The sequence below is a fragment of the Roseivirga seohaensis subsp. aquiponti genome (assembly GCF_001267955.1).
In the GTDB taxonomy this organism is placed as follows: domain Bacteria; phylum Bacteroidota; class Bacteroidia; order Cytophagales; family Cyclobacteriaceae; genus Roseivirga; species Roseivirga seohaensis.
On the sequence record NZ_JSVA01000007.1, the window covers coordinates 193,226 to 211,596 of the forward strand.

An 18,371-nucleotide genomic window follows, 5' to 3' on the forward strand; every position below is an offset into this window, starting at 1 on the left:
ATTAAAAAGCCTGACCTAGTTCAACTAAGTCAGGCTTTTTACTTTACTTCAAAAGCGATTAGCTTAAAATTTATCCTGATGAGCAAATTGTTTTTTGGCTCCTTTTCTTCGTTCCAACTCCTTCTTAATCAAAGTTAATTCGCGTCCGCTTTGTCCTTTTACAGAAGTATTTTCATTTGCCCTTCTCATCAAATACGGAATGGTAGCCTTAATTGGCCCATAAGGTACATACTTAATTACGTTATACCCTGCTGCCGCAAGGTTGAATGAAATGTGGTCGCTCATGCCATACAACTGACCAAAGTAAACCCTTCTATCATCTCTTGGTAAACCATACTTTTCTAGATAAAGTGTTACCAAATAATTACTCTTCTCGTTGTGTGAACCCGCAAAAAGGCCTATATCATCAATATGTTTAATGCAATATTCGGTTGCTGCATCAAAATCTCTATCAGTTGCTTCTTTGTTAGGTTGAATTGGGTTTTCATAGCCCATTTCTTGCGCTCTTTCAGCCTCTTTTTCCATGTAAGCCCCACGCACTAACTTTGCGCCTAGCCTATAGTTGTTCTCTTTGGCATCGGCATGTAGCTCTTTCAAATGGCCTAACATGCTATGGGCATACATCTGAAATGTGTAAAATACTAAGGCCTTTTCCGTATTGTATTTGGCCATCATGTCTCTCGTAATTTCTGTTACGGGTTTCTGAATCCACGTTTCTTCCGCATCAATCAACACAGAAACATCCTTTCGCTTGGCTTCGGCACATATCATATCTACCCTAGCCTTCACTCTTTCATAAGCAGCGGCTTCCTCTTCTGTCAGTTTTTCTCCTGCATGAATTTTAGTCAGTAAATCAAAATGAGCCAAGCCTGTAATCTTAAAAGCAGAAAACCGAATGAACTCATATTGGCTCGCTCGGTCTATGGTTCTCATTATTTCTTGTGCACTTCCATCAAATCCTTCTTCAGATTTCTCTCCTTCAACAGAATAATCGAAAATGGCACCAATACCAAAAGCCGCCAACTCATTGGTAGCACGCTGACATCCGTCTAGTGTTTCGCCTCCACAAAACAAATTGAAAATGGTTTTTCTAATGATTCCCTTTACTGGCAAACCTACATTTAACGACCACTTGGTAAGGGCCATTCCTACTTTTACCAATCCGGGAGATTGCATAGTAGAGAAAATAAAATGCGCTTGCTTAAGTGCTTCGTCAGTTCGAGCCGCAAAGGCATTCGTAAGGTTGTCAAAATCAACAAACTTTTTTAGTTCCATAGCGATATTCAAAGTCCGCAAATATAGTAACAAACCAATAGTCTCCTACCTTTGTTACTAATGAGTTGCAAACGAAATATACATGACTAATCTCCCTTTACACAGACGGTTAGACAGCGACAAAAAGCCCATCATTATTGCCGGGCCTTGTAGCATAGAAAGCCAAAGTCAATTTTTAGAAACGCTTAAAGGATTAGACCTTTCTAAAGTAGACTTTATTAGAGGCGGAATTTGGAAACCCCGAACCCGCCCCGGCTCTTTCGAAGGCATGGGCGAAGTGGCTTTTGAATGGGTGAAGGAAGTGCAAAAGGAGCTCGGTTTTAAGTTTGCTACCGAAGTAGCCTCCACCGAACATGTAGACATTGCTTTAAAAAATGGCGCTGGCTTATTATGGATTGGGGCGCGCACTACCGTAAACCCATTTAACGTACAAGAAATTGCCGAAGCACTCAGAGGCACAAACCTTCCTGTTTTTGTAAAGAACCCCATCAATCCAGATTTATCACTTTGGAAAGGGGCTTTGGAAAGGCTGTTAAAATGTGACGTCAAAAATCTTGGTGCCATACACCGTGGCTTTCAAACTTTTCAGCAAAGCAAATACCGCAACACTCCGCTTTGGCAAATTCCTATGGAATTGAAAGGTGAATTTCCTGACCTTCCGCTACTCTGTGACCCTAGCCATATAGGGGGAAAAAGAAGCTTGATAAGTGAACTATCGCAACGGGCAATGGACTTGGACTATGATGGTTTAATGATAGAAACGCACATTGATCCAGACAATGCTTTAAGCGATAATGCACAACAATTAACGCCAAGTGATTTCAATCTCTTGCTGAATAGCTTGATTTTCAGAAGTCATACTTCCAAAGACCAAGACTTTATAAATCAACTAGAAATTATTCGTGAACAAATAGATCAAGCTGACAGAGAGATACTTGAGGCGATTGCTACTAGATTAAGTTTAGTAGAAAAAATTGGAGAGTATAAAAAAGAAAATAATGTGGCTATCTTTCAGATAAGTCGATGGAAAGAAATCCTTCAATCGAGACCAGAATGGGCCAAAGCCATGAACCTAGACCCAGAATTTATTCGTGAACTTTACCGCCATATTCACCAACAATCCGTAAGGATACAGACATCCGTATTTAATACAGAACAAGACAAACAACCTAATGACTGAACTAGGACTACTCGGCCCTGAAAACACTTATCATGATATGGCAAGGCAAAAATTTTTGCCCAATGCTAGCCATATGCTTTTTCCTACCTTCGATGAAATTTTTAAAGCATTGAAAGAAAAGCGCATTAAAAAAGCATTGATTGCCATTAAAAATAATACCTCTGGTTTGGTTGGCGACAATCTGGAGCGTATTAAAAGCTCTGGACATCGTATTTTAGAACAGTTCGAACTGCCTATTCATCTTTGCTTGGGAAGCTTTAAAGCTTCCAATATTGAAGGAATAAAGAAGATTTATTCTCACCCTATGGCAATCAAAGAAACTAAAAAGTTCTTCACCAAATACAGTCATATTACTTTTATTTCTAGCACAAGTACGGTAAGTGCCGTTCATGAGCTTAAGAATAATCGAGAGAAAAATGCAGGAGTAATTGCCAGCAAAGAGGCCATTGAAGCCAACGACTTATTACTGTTGATGGAGAATATTGAAGACCATTCAACCAACAACACGACTTTCGCTTTGGTGGAGAATATTTAAAAAATTATTCACTTTATGTTTTTCTTTAAAAAAGAGATACCTAAGTTTATCGCATGTTAGCAGCAAGGACATCATTTTATTACTTTTTTTACTTTAGAACTCACTCGAGATCGAGCCTGCGCTATCATTGAATGAAATCACTAAAGATATTTAATAGCCCGGTTCGAAAGAGTCGGGCTTTTTTTTTGAACAAACGTAATTATGAACATCATCGACATTAAAGATTGGGGGCTTGGGTTATCAGAGCATGTGCTCATTGCGGGCCCCTGCAGCGCGGAAAGTCCGCAGCAAATCGAAACCATTGCCAAAGGTTTAAAAGGAAGCCCTGTTGAATTATTTAGGGCGGGGGTATGGAAACCAAGAACTAGGCCTGGCTCATTTGAAGGCGTTGGTGCTGAAGCTTTAGAATGGCTACAAATTGCCAAAGACATTCTGAATGTGCCCGTTACCGTAGAAGTAGCAAAAACAGAACATGTAGATGCCGCTTTAAAAGCAGGTGTTGATGTGCTTTGGATAGGTGCAAGAACAACGGTAAACCCATTTTCGGTACAAGAAATTTGCGAAGCCTTAAAAGGCACCGACATTCCTGTAATGGTAAAAAACCCGATCAATCCAGACCTTCAACTTTGGTTAGGTGCTTTTGAAAGGCTTAATAAAGTAGGCATTAAAAAAGTAGCTGGTATTCACAGAGGTTTTTCAGATCCTTACGAAAAAAGATACCGCAACAAGCCTGAGTGGTCCTTACCCATTCACTTAAAACGCATGATTCCTGGCATTTCTGTGATTTGTGACCCAAGCCATATTGCTGGCGCACGCGAAATTATTGGAGCCGTAAGTCAAAGGGCCATTAACTTTGGTTTGGATGGTTTGATGATTGAAACCCATCATGACCCAGACAAGGCTTGGAGTGATGCCAAACAACAGATTACCCCAGACACGCTCAAGATCATTTATGAAAGCCTAATTTTCAGAAAAAACGTAGACGAGCATCCAGAAATGCTCAATGAACTGGAGCAGTTCAGACAAAAAATTGATTTACTAGATGCCCAATTACTAGAACTTTTTGCCGAAAGGTTCAAAGTAATAGAGCAAGTAGGCGACTATAAGCGTGAACATAATTTGGCCGTTTACCAGCCCAGCCGATGGGAAGAAGTAATGGAAAGCAGAATTCAGGATGGCTTGCGTAAAAACATGACGGAGAAGTTTATGAAAAGCCTTTTATTTGCTATTCACGAGGAATCAGTGAAAAAGCAAGAAGCACAACTGAAAGAAACCCGTCCATTAACAAAAGCATGAGCCACATTGTAATTGACCACATAGAAACCAGCCTTAAGGCGGTATTAAAGGAAACTGACTTTACGCAACTAGCGGTTTTAGTCGATGAGAATACGCATGCGCATTGTTATCCTTTGGTACAGGCCTTTCTGCCTGAGCATTTGCTCATACAAATCACTTCGGGCGAAGAACACAAAACCCTTCGCACTTGCGAACACATTTGGGAGCAATTCACCACAAACAACTTTGACAGAAAAGCATTGCTGATCAATTTGGGTGGTGGTGTAATTGGCGATATGGGTGGTTTCTGTGCGGTGACTTACAAGCGTGGAATTCGATTTATCAACATCCCCACTACCCTATTGGCCGCTGTAGATGCCAATGTAGGCGGAAAGTTAGGAATCGACTTTATGGGTTTTAAAAACCATTTGGGCTTTTTTCAAGAGCCAGAAAGTGTTTTGATCGACCCGGTGTTTCTAAAAACCTTAGCGCCAAGAGAACTCAGGTCGGGTTTTGCAGAAGTAATTAAACACGGGCTAATAGCCGATGCTGATTATTTTGAACAAACTACTGCCCATGGTTTAGACATTGAAAACTGGGAGGCCGTGATTGCGCATTCCGTAGAAATAAAAACAGCTGTGGTAAAAGCCGACCCAAAAGAAGCTGGACTTAGAAAGATTTTAAACTTTGGCCACACTATAGGTCACGCCATTGAAAGCTTCTATTTAAATACTGACAAAAAGCTTTTACACGGAGAAGCAATTGCTGCTGGAATGATCTGTGAAGCCTACTTGTCAAAAAAACTACTGGGTTTTTCGGAAGAAGATCTATTGCAAATTTCTCGCACCATTCTCGAAATTTATCCTGAAATTAACATCGCTAAAGAGGACTTTTCGGGCATAGTAAAACTCATGTACCAAGACAAAAAGAATCTTAACAACCTCCTCAACCATTCCCTTCTGATGAACATCGGAAAGGCTACTTACGATATCGCTGTAGACGAAAAAGACGTCATTGATGCATTGTTCTATTTCATTAAACTGAAGCAATAACCTTGGACACTATTCACCTTAAACACTCACCCCAACTTAGAGAAGTAGAAATTCCACTTCCTGCTTCTAAAAGTGAGAGCAATAGGGCCTTAATCATTAATGCACTTTCGGGCAATATTTCTGAAATCCAAAACTTATCAGAGGCCAGAGATACGCAGACGATGATTCGGTTATTGGCAAGCAAAGAAGAAACACTTGATGTTTTAGATGCTGGAACCACCATGCGTTTTCTCACTGCCTTTTCTGTTTTGGGTGAAAGCTCAAGAATACTTACAGGCACAGAAAGAATGCAGCAGCGTCCGATAAAGATTTTAGCAGATGCACTCAAAAGCATTGGGGCCAAGGTGAAGTTTTTAAAAGAAGAAGGCTTTCCTCCACTCAAGGTAAAACCGCTCAAAGAACAAAAATCCAATCGGATTAAGATGAAGGGCGATGTAAGCAGTCAATTTATATCTGCTGTATTAATGATTGCCCCATGTTTGCCACAAGGGCTTAGCTTAGAATTAAAAGGAAAAATCGGTTCTCGACCTTATATCCAAATGACTTTGGACATGATGAAGCTTTTTGGAATTCACTCCAACTGGACCAACCAAACCATTGAAATTAAGCCACAACAATACAAAGATTATCCATATGTAGTAGAATCCGATTGGTCGGGTGCAAGCTATTGGTATAGCTTTGTGGCCTTGGCCGATGAAGCCAAAATCAAATTGAAAGGACTCAGGCAAAAATCGCTTCAGGGCGACATTGCCATTGTGCATATGATGAACCAACTGGGTGTAATGAGTACTTTCGAAGCCGATGGTGTAGTGCTTCAGAAAATTCCTCATTCTAATGAAGTGAATTTTGACTTCAGCGATTGCCCAGATTTAGCCCAAACCATAGCCGTTGTGTGTGCGGCAAAGAAAATACAATGCACCATGACGGGCTTAGAAAGCTTGGTAATCAAAGAAACCAACCGAGTAAAAGCCCTAAAAAAGGAATTGAAAAAATTTAAGGTCAAGCTAAAAGAAGTAGCACCAGAGGTATTTGAGCTTCGTTCGAAATTCGAATTGAGTGATGAGCCGATCGAGATTGAAACCTATGACGACCATAGGATGGCCATGGCTTTCGCTCCGCTGTGTACTTTACAAGATATCATCATCAAAGAACCCAGCGTAGTCAACAAATCATACCCAGGTTTTTGGAAAGACATTGAATTGGCAACAGGTCAGTAATAATGTCATTCAAATTACTTTTCATCAAATGAACTAACTGACTTTCAAGACGGTTGGTCTTACTATATTTCAGCGTTTACCATGGCAAAGAAGAAAAAGCTCGACAACATCACAATAGGTGAGGTTTTTAAAAGAATCATTTGGCCCAAAAGAGGGCTTTTACTTTTTGGACTGGTCTTAATTCTACTGAGAAGTGCGGCCAGTTTGGTACTTCCTAAAGCCACTCAATACCTTATTGACGATGTTGTGGTGAACAAAGACATGGAAATGCTAAAAACCGTTATCCTTATTACCATAGCGGCAATTATCACCCAAGCCATTACTTCCTTTGCGCTTACACGTATCCTCAGCGTTCAAGCGCAAAAACTCATTGCTGAATTGCGTGTTCAAGTACAAAAGAAAATTTTATCACTCCCCCTAAATTTCTTCGATAGCACCAAGTCAGGAGCATTAGTTTCAAGAATTATGACGGATGTAGAAGGCGTAAGAAATTTGGTAGGTACAGGCTTTGTTCAACTGATTGGCGGAACAATTACCGCTGTAGCCGTACTCGTATTGTTAATCAACATGAACGCTAAACTCACCGCATTTGTAGTCGTTCCGGTTATCATTTTCGGTTTAATCGCCATGAAGGCCTTTGCCTATTTAAGACCAATTTTCAGAAAGAGAGGTCAACTCAATGCGGAAGTTACTGGCCGACTAACGGAAACTTTGAGTGGTGTGAGAGTCATCAAAGGCTTTGGTGCCGAATTACAAGAAACCGAAAGCTTTGAAGGCGGTGTGAGATCGCTATATGAAAACGTAAAACAAACACTTACCGCCACTGCCGTGGTCACAAGTTCAGCCACCTTCCTTTTGGCGGGAGTGGCGAGCACTGGTATTCTCGGTATTGGAGGCTACTATATCATTCAAGGCACCATGACCACGGGTGAACTCTTTGCATTTATTGGCTTGCTCGCCTTACTGATTGCGCCAATTGTTCAAATGTCAAACATTGGGAGTCAGATTACAGAAGCCTTTGCTGGATTAGATCGTACTGAAGAAATTATGTTGATGAAGGCAGAAGACGATGACGAAAACAGAACCATTAAGCTTAAAGAAACAGACGCCAATATCAAATTCGAAAATGTTTCATTCGCCTATGAAGAAGATGTAGACGTTTTGAAAAACATCAGTTTCGATGCACCTTCAGGTAGCGTTACTGCTTTGGTAGGAACTTCTGGTTCAGGTAAATCTACGATTGCAGGTTTGGCCGCTTCATTCCTTAACCCACGTGAAGGAAAAATCACCATTGATGGCATCGACCTTTCTACCATTTTATTGAAAAGTTATAGAAGGAAATTAGGTGTGGTACTTCAAGATGATTTCCTTTTTGAAGGGACTATCCGTGAAAACATCCTTTTCCCAAGACCAGATTCTTCTGAAGAAGCATTACAAAATGCAGTGAAAGCAGCGTATGTAAATGAGTTCACCGATCGCTTTGAAAAAGGATTGGAAACCGTAATTGGTGAAAGAGGTGTAAAACTTTCTGGTGGTCAACGACAGAGAATTGCTATTGCCAGAGCAATTTTAGCCGATCCAAAAATCCTTATTCTTGACGAAGCCACTTCTAACCTAGATACCGAAAGTGAATCATTCATTCAGGAAAGTTTATCGAGCTTAATGAAAGGCAGAACTACTTTTGTGATTGCTCACCGCTTAAGTACCATTCGTAAAGCCGACCAAATTCTAGTAATAGAAAATGGTGAAATTGCTGAAAGAGGTACACACGATGATTTGATTGCGAAAGAAGGAAGGTATTTCCAATTGTACACTTATCAGGCAAGAATTTAAAGCCAACGGTATTACATTATTCTGAACCCCACTTCCCTTCTGGCAGCGCCACGTTTAGCCAATTCTCGGGCTTAAAAAAGTTTTATGTAAATATGTTGAATATTTCATATTAATGCTTCATCTTTAAGTCCGTTTCACCTAAACGTTTTATGAAAACTGTCACTAATTTAGCGCTCGTGCTATGCACGAGCCTAGTGGCTTTTCTCGGTACACCTCGTGCCGAAAAAGTTACTGGGCCTTACACTAGTCCAATGCTCGAACAAATCGAGGGTACGGTTGATTTCTATCGTTCAGATACCACACTACATACTTCAGACACTACGGAAAAGGATAACAAAAAAGAGTATCATATCTATTTTGAGAATCGTTCGCGTGAAAAAATTGAAGTCGCCATTCGGTACAAAGAATACAATGGTGACTGGGTGACCTCGGGCTTCGAAGTTTTAGACCCAAAAGAAAAGAAGTTAATGGGTAATTCTGACGAACAAACTTACTTCTACTATGCTGCTACACAGCATAAATCAAAAAAGAAGGTGTGGCAGGGAGATCATAAATTCGCTTTAAAAGATGGCTCTAGAAAGAAGCTTGGTTTTAAGCGACAAAACATTTGGGAGTGTTACAATTCAGATGCGTGCAACGAGATTGCCGTATTTAAGTAACCTTGTATGAGGAAGCTGCTGGGGCTTCCTCTTTTTATTTCAGGTTTGCGAAATAAGAAGGGGCTTGCATTAATCTACTTCCGTACCAACTGAACATTTCGCCATCTACAAGCTGAACATCACAATTGGGCAAAACTGCCTTTAACTCGCCAATGTGCTTTTCTTTAAAAGGGTAAGGTTCCGAAGAAAGAAGAATAGCTTCTGGCGCTAATTCTTGAATAGCCTCTAGTGTAAGTTCTGGATAACGCGTTTCTGAAAGCACATTTTCAAAGCCAGCGAAATCCATCATTTCATCAATAAAGGTTGCTCTGCCTGCTGCCATATAAGGCTTCTTCCAAATAAGATACAGTGCCTTTCTTCTCGACTTATAGGGAAGCGAAGCAAAACCTTCCTTCACTTTTTCAACAATGGAAATAGACTTAGCCCTTTCGTCCACCAAATTACCAATGGCCAAAATCATATCAAAAGCTTGATCCAATCCAGTGATGTCACTCACCCAAACAGGGTATTTCTTGGCCAGTTCCTCTATGCCTTCAATGTAGTTTTCTTCTTTATTTCCAATAATGAGGTCAGGTTTGAGTTCATCAATTACATCGAACTTAAACTGCTTGGTGCCACCCACAAAGGTTTTAGATTGATGCCATTGGCTTGGGTGAATACAAAACTTGGTGACCCCAATAACGCGGTCACCAAGTCCTAAATTATATAATAACTCTGTTTGGGAAGGTACTAAAGAAATAATGCGCTGAGGCAAGCTAGGCACTTCTACCTTTCGCCCCATTTGATCCAACACGATTCTTATACCCCCTTCCAAACTAATTATTTTAAATAGCTAAAATCATGATCGGCAGGCAATTGAATAATAAACTGATACATCAATTCAATTACTTTCTCAATATCGCTTTCGTTCGCAGTTTCAACTGTTGTGTGCATGTACTTCAAAGCCAAAGAAATTAAAGCTGAAGGCACACCTTCGTTTGAATAAGCAAAAGCATCAGTATCGGTGCCCGTTGACCTTGAGCTTGCATGACGCTGGAAGTCAATCTTATTTTTCTCCGCAACTTCGATAAGCATTTTCAACACATTGTTATGTACCGCAGGGCCATAGGCCAACACAGGCCCTAAACCGCATTTCTGATCGCCTTGCAATTGTTTTTCATACATTGGAGAAGCCGTATCGTGACATACATCTGTAATAATAGCCACATCTGGTTTAATTCTAGCGGCAATCATTTCTGCACCACGCAAACCAATTTCTTCTTGTACCGAATTGACCACATAAAGACCAAATGGAAGTTTCTTTCCTTCTTCATGAAGTCTTCTGGCTACTTCGGCAATCATAAATCCACCAATACGGTTATCGAGTGCACGCCCACACCAAAACTTTTTATTCAGTTTGAAAACCTCATCGTCAAAAGTGATTACAGTACCCACATGAACGCCCATATCGAGCACTTCCTGTTTCGACTCTGCTCCTACATCGATAAAGATATTTTTCAGTGAAGGTGATTTTTCAGACGCTTTATCGCGCACGTGAATGGCTGGCCAACCAAAAACACCTTTCACAATTCCTTTCTCTGTATGGATGTTCACCCTTTTTGAAGGCGCTATTTGGTGATCAGAACCACCATTGCGAACTACATAAATGTAGCCGTTGTCATCAATATAATTTACAAACCAGCTGATCTCATCGGCATGGGCTTCGATTACTACTTTAAACTTTGCATCAGGATTGATTACCCCTACTGCTGTTCCGTATTTATCCGTGAAATAAGTATCTGTAAATGGCTTAATATAATCCAACCAGATTTGTTGACCTGAAGCTTCAAAACCTGTTGGCGAAGCATTATTTAAATATTTGGTAAGGAATTCCTGACTCTTTTGATTCATAATTTTCAGTATTCTAAATGCTAAAAAACTGGCCAAGGCCAGTTCTATAATTTAATTCGGTACAGAGAATTCCTTCTTACAAAGGAATGTTCCCGTGTTTCTTTTTTGGTAGCGTAGCCACCTTGTTCTCCAACATGGTAAAGGCCCTAATAAGTTTCTTACGGGTGTCTTGCGGTAGAATAACTTCATCCACATAACCTCTTCGTGCAGCACGATAAGGGTTGGCAAATTTCTCGGTGTATTCGTCTACTTTCTCTTCGAGTTTGGCCTCTGGATCATCGGCAGCAGCAATTTCTCTTTTGAAAATGATTTCTGCAGCACCCTTAGCTCCCATTACAGCAATTTCAGCCGAAGGCCAAGCATAGTTCATATCTGCCCCAATGTGTTTTGAGTTCATTACATCATAGGCCCCACCGTAAGCCTTTCTGGTGATTACGGTAATTCTTGGCACTGTAGCTTCAGAGAAAGCATACAACAACTTGGCTCCATTGGTGATAATAGCATTCCATTCTTGGTCTGTGCCTGGCAAGAAGCCTGGTACATCCTCTAACACCAACAAAGGCACATTGAAACAATCACAGAAACGTACAAATCGCGCACCTTTTACACTCGCATCAATATCTAAAACCCCAGCCATAGAAGCCGGCTGGTTTCCTACAATACCAATACTTCTTCCACCAATTCGGGCAAAGCCCACCACAATGTTCTCTGCGTAGTTTTTATGGACTTCGAAGAAAGAATCCTCATCAACCAAACCTTCAATTACCTCACGCATGTCGTAAGGCTGATTCGGGTTTTCTGGAATAATATCATTTAATACGGTTCTTACCGCATCTTCATTTAAATCATATTCATATACTGGAGCCGTGTCTTCGCAGTTCTGCGGGATGTACGACAGCAGTTGTTTAATTTCATTAATGCACTGCACCTCATTGGCGGAAGCGAAGTGTGTTACTCCACTTTTTGTACTGTGCGTACTGGCACCTCCTAATTCTTCAGAAGTTACTTCCTCTTGTGTTACAGTTTTCACCACATTTGGCCCCGTAACAAACATATAAGAAGTGTTTTCTACCATGAAGATAAAATCGGTAATGGCTGGCGAATATACCGCACCACCCGCACATGGGCCCATAATGGCAGAAATTTGAGGTACTACACCTGATGCCAAGGTGTTTCTATAAAAGATATCGGCATAACCGCCAAGCGACACTACGCCTTCTTGAATTCGAGCCCCACCAGAATCGTTTAGGCCAATCACAGGCGCACCGTTCTTCATGGCCAAATCCATTATTTTAACAATCTTTTCGGCATGTGTTTCAGAAAGCGAACCTCCAAACACGGTGAAATCTTGTGAATACACATATACTAAACGGCCATGAACCGTTCCATACCCCGTCACAACGCCATCACCCAAGTAGATTTCTTTTTCCAGACCGAAATCCGTAGCTCTGTGTTCTACAAACTTGCCTATTTCTTCAAAGCTTCCTTCATCTAGTAAGAGTTCAAGACGTTCTCTAGCGGTAAGCTTACCTCTTTTATGTTGACTATCGATCCGTTTCTGGCCTCCACCTAATAAGGCTTCTGCATTTTTCTGCTCTAACCATTCAATTTTTTCTGCTTTGGTCTTATGCTTTTTAAGCGGGGTATTCTTAGCCATAGATGTGGTTTTATATACTTGCCAAAGATATACAGGTCAGTACAAAAAAAGAACATAATCGGCATCTATTACCTTTCGATGAACACCCATATTTTAATAGAATGCCTTATATTCGCCCATCTTTGCAGAGGGGCATGAAAGAGAGAATAGCAGTTATTGATTTGGGCACTAATACCTTCCACTTATTTATAGTGGAGTTGAGCAAGCGCGAGGTCAAAACGCTATACCGCGAGAAAATAGCCGTAAAAATTGGCAAGAATGGCATTAGCAAAGGGAGAATCTCAGCTGATGCCAAAAAAAGAGCCCTTCACACCCTTCAAGTTTTCAAGACCATTATTGATCAATTCGAGGTAAAAATCGTTACGGGAGTTGCCACAAGCGCCATTCGATCGGCTAAAAATGGCCAACAACTGTTGGATGGGATCAAAGAGAAAACTTCTATTGACATTCAAATTATTTCTGGTGACCGTGAAGCTGAACTCATTTTTTATGGAGTGAAGTCTACTTTTCACCTCACAGAAACGCCACAGTTGGTCATGGATATTGGTGGCGGAAGTGTGGAGTTCATCATAGGAAACAACGAAGAAATCTTCTGGAAACAAAGCTTCGAAATTGGAGCGCAAAGGCTTTTAGATAAATTCCATAAGGACGATCCTATGCCTCAAGAAAGTATAGAAGAAATGAGTTCTTGGCTCGAAACTGAACTTTCTAGCTTAGTAAGTGCGATTGAAGAGTTCAAGCCTCAAGGCTTAATTGGATGTTCGGGCACCTTTGACACCCTTTCTGAAATTTACATGAAAGAGAATGGGATTGAAAGAGCTCCGAATAGCTTGATTTTCCAATTCCCGATAGAAGCAAACAACCGTATTTACAAAGAACTGATTACCAAGAACAGGAAAGAGCGAATGCATATACCTGGCATGGTAACCATGCGTGTAGATATGATTGTTGTAGCCAGTTGCTTAATACAGTTTGTATTAAAACACATGAATACCGAAAATATTACAGCCTGCGCTTACGCATTAAAAGAAGGGCTTTTATATACTTCGTTTTCGCACATTAAGATTTCGGAGAAAAACACTCCGAATTAAAAAATAAAAGCATGTCGAATTATTCTTACCAAGATTTATATCAGTTTTCTCATTCTGTTTTCATTAAAATGGGTTGCTCAGAAGCAGATGCTACCCAGGCTTGTGAAACACTTCTTTCTGCCGACTTAAGAGGAATCGACTCTCATGGGGTCGCGCGACTTACTGGCTACGTTAGGCTTTGGGAAAAAGGAAGAATTAATGCGACCCCGAACATCAAAATAACTTATGAAACCCCAAGCACGGCCGTTGTTGATGGGGATGCTGGCTTGGGTTTAGTCGTTGCTCCTTTCGCTATGAGAGCAGCCATGGAAAAGGCAAAAAATGTAGGAACAGGCTGGGTTTCGGTAAAAAACTCTAACCACTATGGCATTGCTGGCTACCATTCATTATTGGCTGCACAAAACGACATGATTGGCATTTCAATGACCAATGCCAGTCCTTTAGTTTCTCCTACTTTTTCTAAAGAAAGACTTTTAGGTACCAATCCAATTGCCATTGCAATTCCAGCCGGAAACGAACCTCCCTTTGTAGGCGACTTTGCTACCACCACAGCGGCCAATGGTAAACTCGAAATTCTTCAAAGAAAGGGAGAACCCGTACCTCAGGGTTGGGTGCAAGACAAAGACGGCATAGATACCACCAACGCCTTCGGAGTAAAAGAAGGTGGTGCTTTACGGCCTTTAGGCGGAAGTAGGTTACACGGAAGCCATAAAGGTTATATTATGGGTTCGGTAGTAGATATTTTCTCTGCTGTACTCTCTGGCGCAAATTATGGTCCTTGGGCACCTCCGTTTGTAAGCTTTATGGATCCGGTAAGTGACCCCGTTGGCGAAGGCCTAGGCCATTTCTTTGGTGCTATGCGTGTAGATGCTTTCCGCCCTGCATCAGAATTTAAAGAGCATATGGACAATTGGATTCAGCGATTTAGAAGCTCAACTCCGGTAGATTCAGAACAGCCTGTGCTTATTCCCGGTGACCCAGAACGCGAAATGGAGAAAATAAGAATGGCGCAAGGAATTCCACTACTTCAACCTGTGGTAGATGATTTGAAAGAAGTAGGTAAGAAATTTGGGATTGATTTCTAAAAACCAGAGTAGATTAAGAGAGCCCTCCAAAAGTTCCTATTTAGACTTTAAACAAAGTGAATTACCACTGATGATCTAATTACATCAACTTTTGGAGGGTTTTTCCAGATTTGAAATCAAGCTTAGATCAAAAAGTAATTCCGCCTCGTATTACCAATGCACTTCCGTAAGGAGACCTAAGGTCATCATGAAGCAGGTTATATAGTACCGTAATATTTACTCCGCCCTTTCCAAAAATAGGTTGAAATGCACCGCCACCAATAAATAAGCCAGGAACCCATTCCCGATTCGTAGCTTCACTAAAAGGATCTGGGGCAAATTCAACATTCAAAGTCTCAAATTCCAAATGAGCAAAATAGGTGTCGAAAATATTATGTCTAAGAAAAGTACGCCCTCCATATACACTACTACTCACTTTAAATTCGTCACGTGAAGGTAGAAGAGTGTACTTACGGGAAAGATAAAGATATGTGGCACCTAAACCCGCAGAAAAGTCCTGAGTAATCATATAACCGGCTAGCGGTGAAACATCTATATAAGTAAAGTTGGTACCGAGGTTGAATGAAAAATTTCCTCCAAAATAAACCCGATCCATAAAACTAACAGAATCCGCTTCTTGAGGTTCTTCCTCGAAGTAAATCTGAGCCTGAAGGCTTGAAAAACTTATAAAAAATAAGGCGACAAGGGTGAATAGTTTTCTCATAGTTCTGATAACGAAAAAGTCCTCAAAAAGAGGACTTGGTATGCATATTTTTTTCTTGATTTAGTCTTCCGTTACTATGACGAAAAGATCTTCAGATGGTTTCTTCATTAAGTACTTTTCTCTTGCGAACTTCTCAAGTAACTCCTGATTAGTCGTCAACTCTTCTTTATTCTTAAGTACTTCTACTTTTTTCTCTAGGTAGTATTCTTTCTGTTTTTCAAGATTACTTAGTTTCGACTTCAGCCTAATCTGAGTCACGATGTCATTTGAGTCTACAAACAGCATCCAAATAATAAAAAACGTTCCGAAGAGGAAGTAAAAACTCTTTGCGAAGCGAGGAACCTTGGTGAAAGCCTTCATAATACAAAAGTAACTAACTTTTTAGCACAAAATCAAAAGTATGACGATTTACTGTTAACTCATATGATAGGCTTTATAATGCATATAAAGCAAAAAGGCTTCATTCTGTAAAGGATGAAGCCTTTTAACTATTAAGTATTATTCGACTTAGTAAACCTTTCTGAAATCCTTTCCAGGATATTTAGCCACTTCTCCCAATTCCTCTTCAATTCTAAGCAATTGGTTGTATTTCGACATTCTGTCTGAGCGCGAAGCTGATCCAGTTTTGATTTGACCAGTGTTCAGTGCTACTGCTAAGTCTGCAATAGTATTGTCTTCTGTTTCGCCAGATCTGTGTGACATTACAGCAGTATAGCCATTTCTGTTGGCTAAGCTTACCGCCTCAATTGTCTCAGTCAAAGTACCTATTTGGTTTACCTTAATCAAGATTGAATTGGCAATACCACCATCAATCCCTTTTTGTAAACGCTTCACGTTCGTTACGAACAAATCATCTCCCACTAACTGCACTTTGCTACCAATTTTATCAGTTAGGGCTTTCCAGCCTTCCCAATCGTCTTCGAACATACCATCTTCAATCGACATGATTGGATATTTTTCGCAGAGTGAAGCAAGGTAATCAGCCATTTCGACTGGCGTCATTTTATTCCCTGTAGAATCTTTAAAATGATATACTTTTTCATCTTTCAAATAGAATTCAGAAGATGCCACATCTAGCGCGTAAACGAAATCTTCGCCTACTTTATAGCCTGCATTTTTAACCGCTTCTGAAATCACTTCAAGCGCTTCATCATCAGATGCTAAATTTGGAGCAAAGCCACCTTCATCGCCTACGTTAGTAGAAAGACCACGTGAAGAAAGTACTTTCTTTAAGTGATGGAACACCTCAGCTCCCATTTGAATTGCCTCAGTAAAGCTCTTAGCCCCAACAGGCATAATCATGAATTCTTGAAAGTCGATAGAATTATCTGCGTGAGAGCCTCCGTTAATAATGTTCATCATAGGAACAGGAAGCGTATTTGCATTAACGCCACCCACGTAACGGTAAAGCGGAAGACCAAGTTCAGCCGCAGCTGCCCTAGCAATAGCCAAAGAAACACCCAAAATAGCATTCGCACCTAGGTTACTTTTATTTTCTGTTCCGTCTACCTCAATCATAATCTTATCGAGCAAATTTTGCTCGAAAACAGAAAAGCCAATTAATTCGGCAGCAATGGTGTCATTTACATTTTCCACAGCTTTCAAGACTCCCTTACCAAGGTACACGTCTTTATCTCCATCTCTTAACTCAACAGCTTCATGTGCTCCAGTTGAAGCTCCAGATGGAACTGCAGCACGGCCTAAAACACCGTTTTCAGTAATTACATCTACTTCAATGGTAGGATTTCCTCTCGAGTCAAGAATTTGTCTTGCGTGGATACTTTCAATTAAACTCATTGATATTATGATTTGATAAGGTTAATAAATTGATCGAATAAATAGCGTGAATCATGCGGCCCAGGTGAAGACTCTGGGTGGTATTGCACTGAAAATGTTTTCTTTCCTTTTACTTGTAAACCTGCAACAGTATCGTCATTCAGGTTGATATGGGTTAACTCCATACTTCCGGCTTCCTTTAGCGTAGTTAAATCTACTGCGAAGCCATGGTTCTGAGAGGTGATTTCGCTTTTACCTGAAATCAAGTTTTTAACAGGGTGATTCAAGCCTCTATGTCCATTGTGCATTTTAAATGTAGTTGCACCACAGGCCAGGGCAATCACTTGATGACCAAGACAAATGCCAAAAAGTGGTTTATCTTCTTCCATTATTTTCTGTGCAGTTTCAACAGCATAAGGCATTGCAGCGGGGTCTCCAGGCCCATTTGACAAAAAGTATCCATCAGGGTTCCACTCGCTCATTTCTTCAAAAGTGGTTTTGGCATTAAAAACCTTTAAATAGGCACCTCTACTTGCCAAATGTTTCAAAATACTCGTCTTTACTCCGATGTCGAGTACTGCGATTTTGATATCAGCATTTTCATCTCCTACAAAGTAAGGTTCTTTAGTGCTTACATAAGAAGACAATTCTAAGCCATCCATGGAAGGAATCTCGGCTACTTTTGCTTTTAATTCATCATCAGAAAGATCTTCCGAACAAATAATAGCATTCATAGCACCTTTATCTCTGATATACCTTACCAAAAGGCGGGTATCTACATCAGAAATTCCAACTATATTATTTTTCTCTAAATAGTCTTGAAGTGAACCGTCTGCTGTTTTACGGCTGTAGTCATTTGAAAAGTCATTGACTACTAACCCTCTAATTTTTGGAGAATCGGACTCTTGCTCGTCATCTTCTACACCATAATTACCAATGTGAGAAGTAGTATTTACTACAATCTGACCATAGTAAGATGGATCGGTATAAATTTCTTGGTAACCTGTCATTCCTGTATTGAAGCAAATTTCGCCTCCGGCAATACCTATTTTACCAATGGCAGTACCTTCGTAGCGGCTTCCATCTGCTAAAAGAAGAATGGCTTTTCTTTTACTGTTGATATTATTCGTTGTGGACATATTT

At 40.4% G+C, this 18,371-nt stretch carries 17 protein-coding genes; 9 read left to right on the forward strand and 8 right to left on the reverse strand.

Features of this window, described 5'->3' with window-relative positions; all coding sequences use genetic code 11:
* Nucleotides 1–63: 63 nt before the first annotated feature.
* Nucleotides 64–1,275 (reverse strand): proline dehydrogenase family protein, encoded by a 1,212-nt coding sequence (locus OB69_RS06480; RefSeq protein WP_053222890.1) that lies wholly within the window; start codon nt 1,273–1,275, stop codon nt 64–66.
* 82 nt (nt 1,276–1,357) lie between these two features.
* Here OB69_RS06480 and OB69_RS06485 point away from each other — a divergent pair, with 82 nt between their 5' ends.
* The 7 genes from OB69_RS06485 (at nt 1,358) to OB69_RS06515 (ending at nt 9,026) form a co-directional block, all read left to right on the forward strand.
* Nucleotides 1,358–2,455, forward strand: coding sequence for a bifunctional 3-deoxy-7-phosphoheptulonate synthase/chorismate mutase type II (locus tag OB69_RS06485; RefSeq protein WP_053222891.1), 1,098 nt, complete (start codon nt 1,358–1,360; stop codon nt 2,453–2,455).
* On the forward strand, nt 2,448–2,990 hold the full coding sequence (locus tag OB69_RS06490) for a prephenate dehydratase (RefSeq protein ID WP_053222892.1): 543 nt from the start codon (nt 2,448–2,450) through the stop codon (nt 2,988–2,990). Before OB69_RS06485 ends, OB69_RS06490 begins: the two co-directional genes overlap by 8 nt.
* A gap of 198 nt (nt 2,991–3,188) precedes the next feature.
* A complete protein-coding gene (locus tag OB69_RS06495) occupies nt 3,189–4,286 on the forward strand; it encodes a bifunctional 3-deoxy-7-phosphoheptulonate synthase/chorismate mutase type II (protein ID WP_053222893.1) in 1,098 nt (365 codons plus the stop codon).
* Nucleotides 4,283–5,317, forward strand: coding sequence for a 3-dehydroquinate synthase (aroB, locus tag OB69_RS06500; RefSeq protein ID WP_053222894.1), 1,035 nt, complete (start codon nt 4,283–4,285; stop codon nt 5,315–5,317). Before OB69_RS06495 ends, aroB begins: the two co-directional genes overlap by 4 nt.
* 2 nt (nt 5,318–5,319) lie before the next feature.
* On the forward strand, nt 5,320–6,534 hold the full coding sequence (locus tag OB69_RS06505; RefSeq protein ID WP_053222895.1) for a 3-phosphoshikimate 1-carboxyvinyltransferase: 1,215 nt from the start codon (nt 5,320–5,322) through the stop codon (nt 6,532–6,534).
* An 81-nt stretch (nt 6,535–6,615) separates the two neighbouring features.
* Complete coding sequence (locus OB69_RS06510) at nt 6,616–8,367, forward strand: ABC transporter ATP-binding protein (protein WP_053222896.1); 1,752 nt, start codon at nt 6,616–6,618, stop codon at nt 8,365–8,367.
* Nucleotides 8,368–8,516: 149 nt separating this feature from the next.
* Nucleotides 8,517–9,026, forward strand: coding sequence for a DUF1036 domain-containing protein (locus tag OB69_RS06515; RefSeq protein WP_082338104.1), 510 nt, complete (start codon nt 8,517–8,519; stop codon nt 9,024–9,026).
* Nucleotides 9,027–9,060: 34 nt separating this feature from the next.
* Here OB69_RS06515 and OB69_RS06520 read toward each other — a convergent pair whose 3' ends face one another.
* From OB69_RS06520 to OB69_RS06530, 3 genes are all read right to left on the reverse strand, one after another.
* Nucleotides 9,061–9,840, reverse strand: a complete 780-nt coding sequence (locus OB69_RS06520; RefSeq protein WP_316931877.1) for a helical backbone metal receptor — start codon at nt 9,838–9,840, stop codon at nt 9,061–9,063.
* A gap of 5 nt (nt 9,841–9,845) precedes the next feature.
* Nucleotides 9,846–10,916 carry a M42 family metallopeptidase gene (locus OB69_RS06525; protein ID WP_053222899.1) on the reverse strand — a complete coding sequence of 357 codons (1,071 nt, stop codon included), beginning with the start codon at nt 10,914–10,916 and terminating at the stop codon, nt 9,846–9,848.
* 76 nt (nt 10,917–10,992) lie between these two features.
* Nucleotides 10,993–12,573: an acyl-CoA carboxylase subunit beta gene (locus OB69_RS06530; protein WP_053222900.1), complete on the reverse strand. Its 1,581-nt coding sequence runs from the start codon at nt 12,571–12,573 to the stop codon at nt 10,993–10,995.
* Nucleotides 12,574–12,707: 134 nt separating this feature from the next.
* Between OB69_RS06530 and OB69_RS06535 the strand changes: the two genes are divergently transcribed.
* Both OB69_RS06535 and OB69_RS06540 read left to right on the forward strand, forming a co-directional pair.
* Nucleotides 12,708–13,664: a Ppx/GppA phosphatase family protein gene (locus tag OB69_RS06535; RefSeq protein ID WP_053222980.1), complete on the forward strand. Its 957-nt coding sequence runs from the start codon at nt 12,708–12,710 to the stop codon at nt 13,662–13,664.
* Between the two features lie 11 nt (nt 13,665–13,675).
* Nucleotides 13,676–14,749, forward strand: a complete 1,074-nt coding sequence (locus tag OB69_RS06540; protein ID WP_053222901.1) for an Ldh family oxidoreductase — start codon at nt 13,676–13,678, stop codon at nt 14,747–14,749.
* A gap of 127 nt (nt 14,750–14,876) precedes the next feature.
* Here the strand turns inward: OB69_RS06540 and OB69_RS06545 are convergent, their stop codons facing one another.
* From OB69_RS06545 to carA, 4 genes are all read right to left on the reverse strand, one after another.
* Nucleotides 14,877–15,452, reverse strand: a complete 576-nt coding sequence (locus OB69_RS06545) for a hypothetical protein (RefSeq protein WP_053222902.1) — start codon at nt 15,450–15,452, stop codon at nt 14,877–14,879.
* Nucleotides 15,453–15,512: 60 nt separating this feature from the next.
* Nucleotides 15,513–15,812, reverse strand: a complete 300-nt coding sequence (locus OB69_RS06550; protein ID WP_053222903.1) for an FtsB family cell division protein — start codon at nt 15,810–15,812, stop codon at nt 15,513–15,515.
* Nucleotides 15,813–15,959: 147 nt separating this feature from the next.
* Nucleotides 15,960–17,249 carry a phosphopyruvate hydratase gene (gene eno / locus OB69_RS06555; RefSeq protein ID WP_053222904.1) on the reverse strand — a complete coding sequence of 430 codons (1,290 nt, stop codon included), beginning with the start codon at nt 17,247–17,249 and terminating at the stop codon, nt 15,960–15,962.
* Nucleotides 17,250–17,254: 5 nt separating this feature from the next.
* A complete protein-coding gene (gene carA, locus OB69_RS06560; protein WP_053222905.1) occupies nt 17,255–18,367 on the reverse strand; it encodes a glutamine-hydrolyzing carbamoyl-phosphate synthase small subunit in 1,113 nt (370 codons plus the stop codon).
* Between the last annotated feature and the right edge of the window lie 4 nt (nt 18,368–18,371).

Excerpts from the sequence above, each read along its gene's own strand:
- OB69_RS06480 (WP_053222890.1), bottom strand. The coding sequence starts at position 1,275 with ATGGAACTAAAAAAGTTTGTTGATTTTGACAACCTTACGAATGCCTTT.
- OB69_RS06485 (WP_053222891.1), top strand. The coding sequence starts at position 1,358 with ATGACTAATCTCCCTTTACACAGACGGTTAGACAGCGACAAAAAGCCC.
- OB69_RS06490 (WP_053222892.1), top strand. The coding sequence starts at position 2,448 with ATGACTGAACTAGGACTACTCGGCCCTGAAAACACTTATCATGATATG.
- aroB (WP_053222894.1), top strand. The coding sequence starts at position 4,283 with ATGAGCCACATTGTAATTGACCACATAGAAACCAGCCTTAAGGCGGTA.
- OB69_RS06510 (WP_053222896.1), top strand. The coding sequence starts at position 6,616 with ATGGCAAAGAAGAAAAAGCTCGACAACATCACAATAGGTGAGGTTTTT.
- OB69_RS06515 (WP_082338104.1), top strand. The coding sequence starts at position 8,517 with ATGAAAACTGTCACTAATTTAGCGCTCGTGCTATGCACGAGCCTAGTG.
- OB69_RS06525 (WP_053222899.1), bottom strand. The coding sequence starts at position 10,916 with ATGAATCAAAAGAGTCAGGAATTCCTTACCAAATATTTAAATAATGCT.
- OB69_RS06530 (WP_053222900.1), bottom strand. The coding sequence starts at position 12,573 with ATGGCTAAGAATACCCCGCTTAAAAAGCATAAGACCAAAGCAGAAAAA.
- OB69_RS06535 (WP_053222980.1), top strand. The coding sequence starts at position 12,708 with ATGAAAGAGAGAATAGCAGTTATTGATTTGGGCACTAATACCTTCCAC.
- OB69_RS06540 (WP_053222901.1), top strand. The coding sequence starts at position 13,676 with ATGTCGAATTATTCTTACCAAGATTTATATCAGTTTTCTCATTCTGTT.
- OB69_RS06545 (WP_053222902.1), bottom strand. The coding sequence starts at position 15,452 with ATGAGAAAACTATTCACCCTTGTCGCCTTATTTTTTATAAGTTTTTCA.
- OB69_RS06550 (WP_053222903.1), bottom strand. The coding sequence starts at position 15,812 with ATGAAGGCTTTCACCAAGGTTCCTCGCTTCGCAAAGAGTTTTTACTTC.
- eno (WP_053222904.1), bottom strand. The coding sequence starts at position 17,249 with ATGAGTTTAATTGAAAGTATCCACGCAAGACAAATTCTTGACTCGAGA.
- carA (WP_053222905.1), bottom strand. The coding sequence starts at position 18,367 with ATGTCCACAACGAATAATATCAACAGTAAAAGAAAAGCCATTCTTCTT.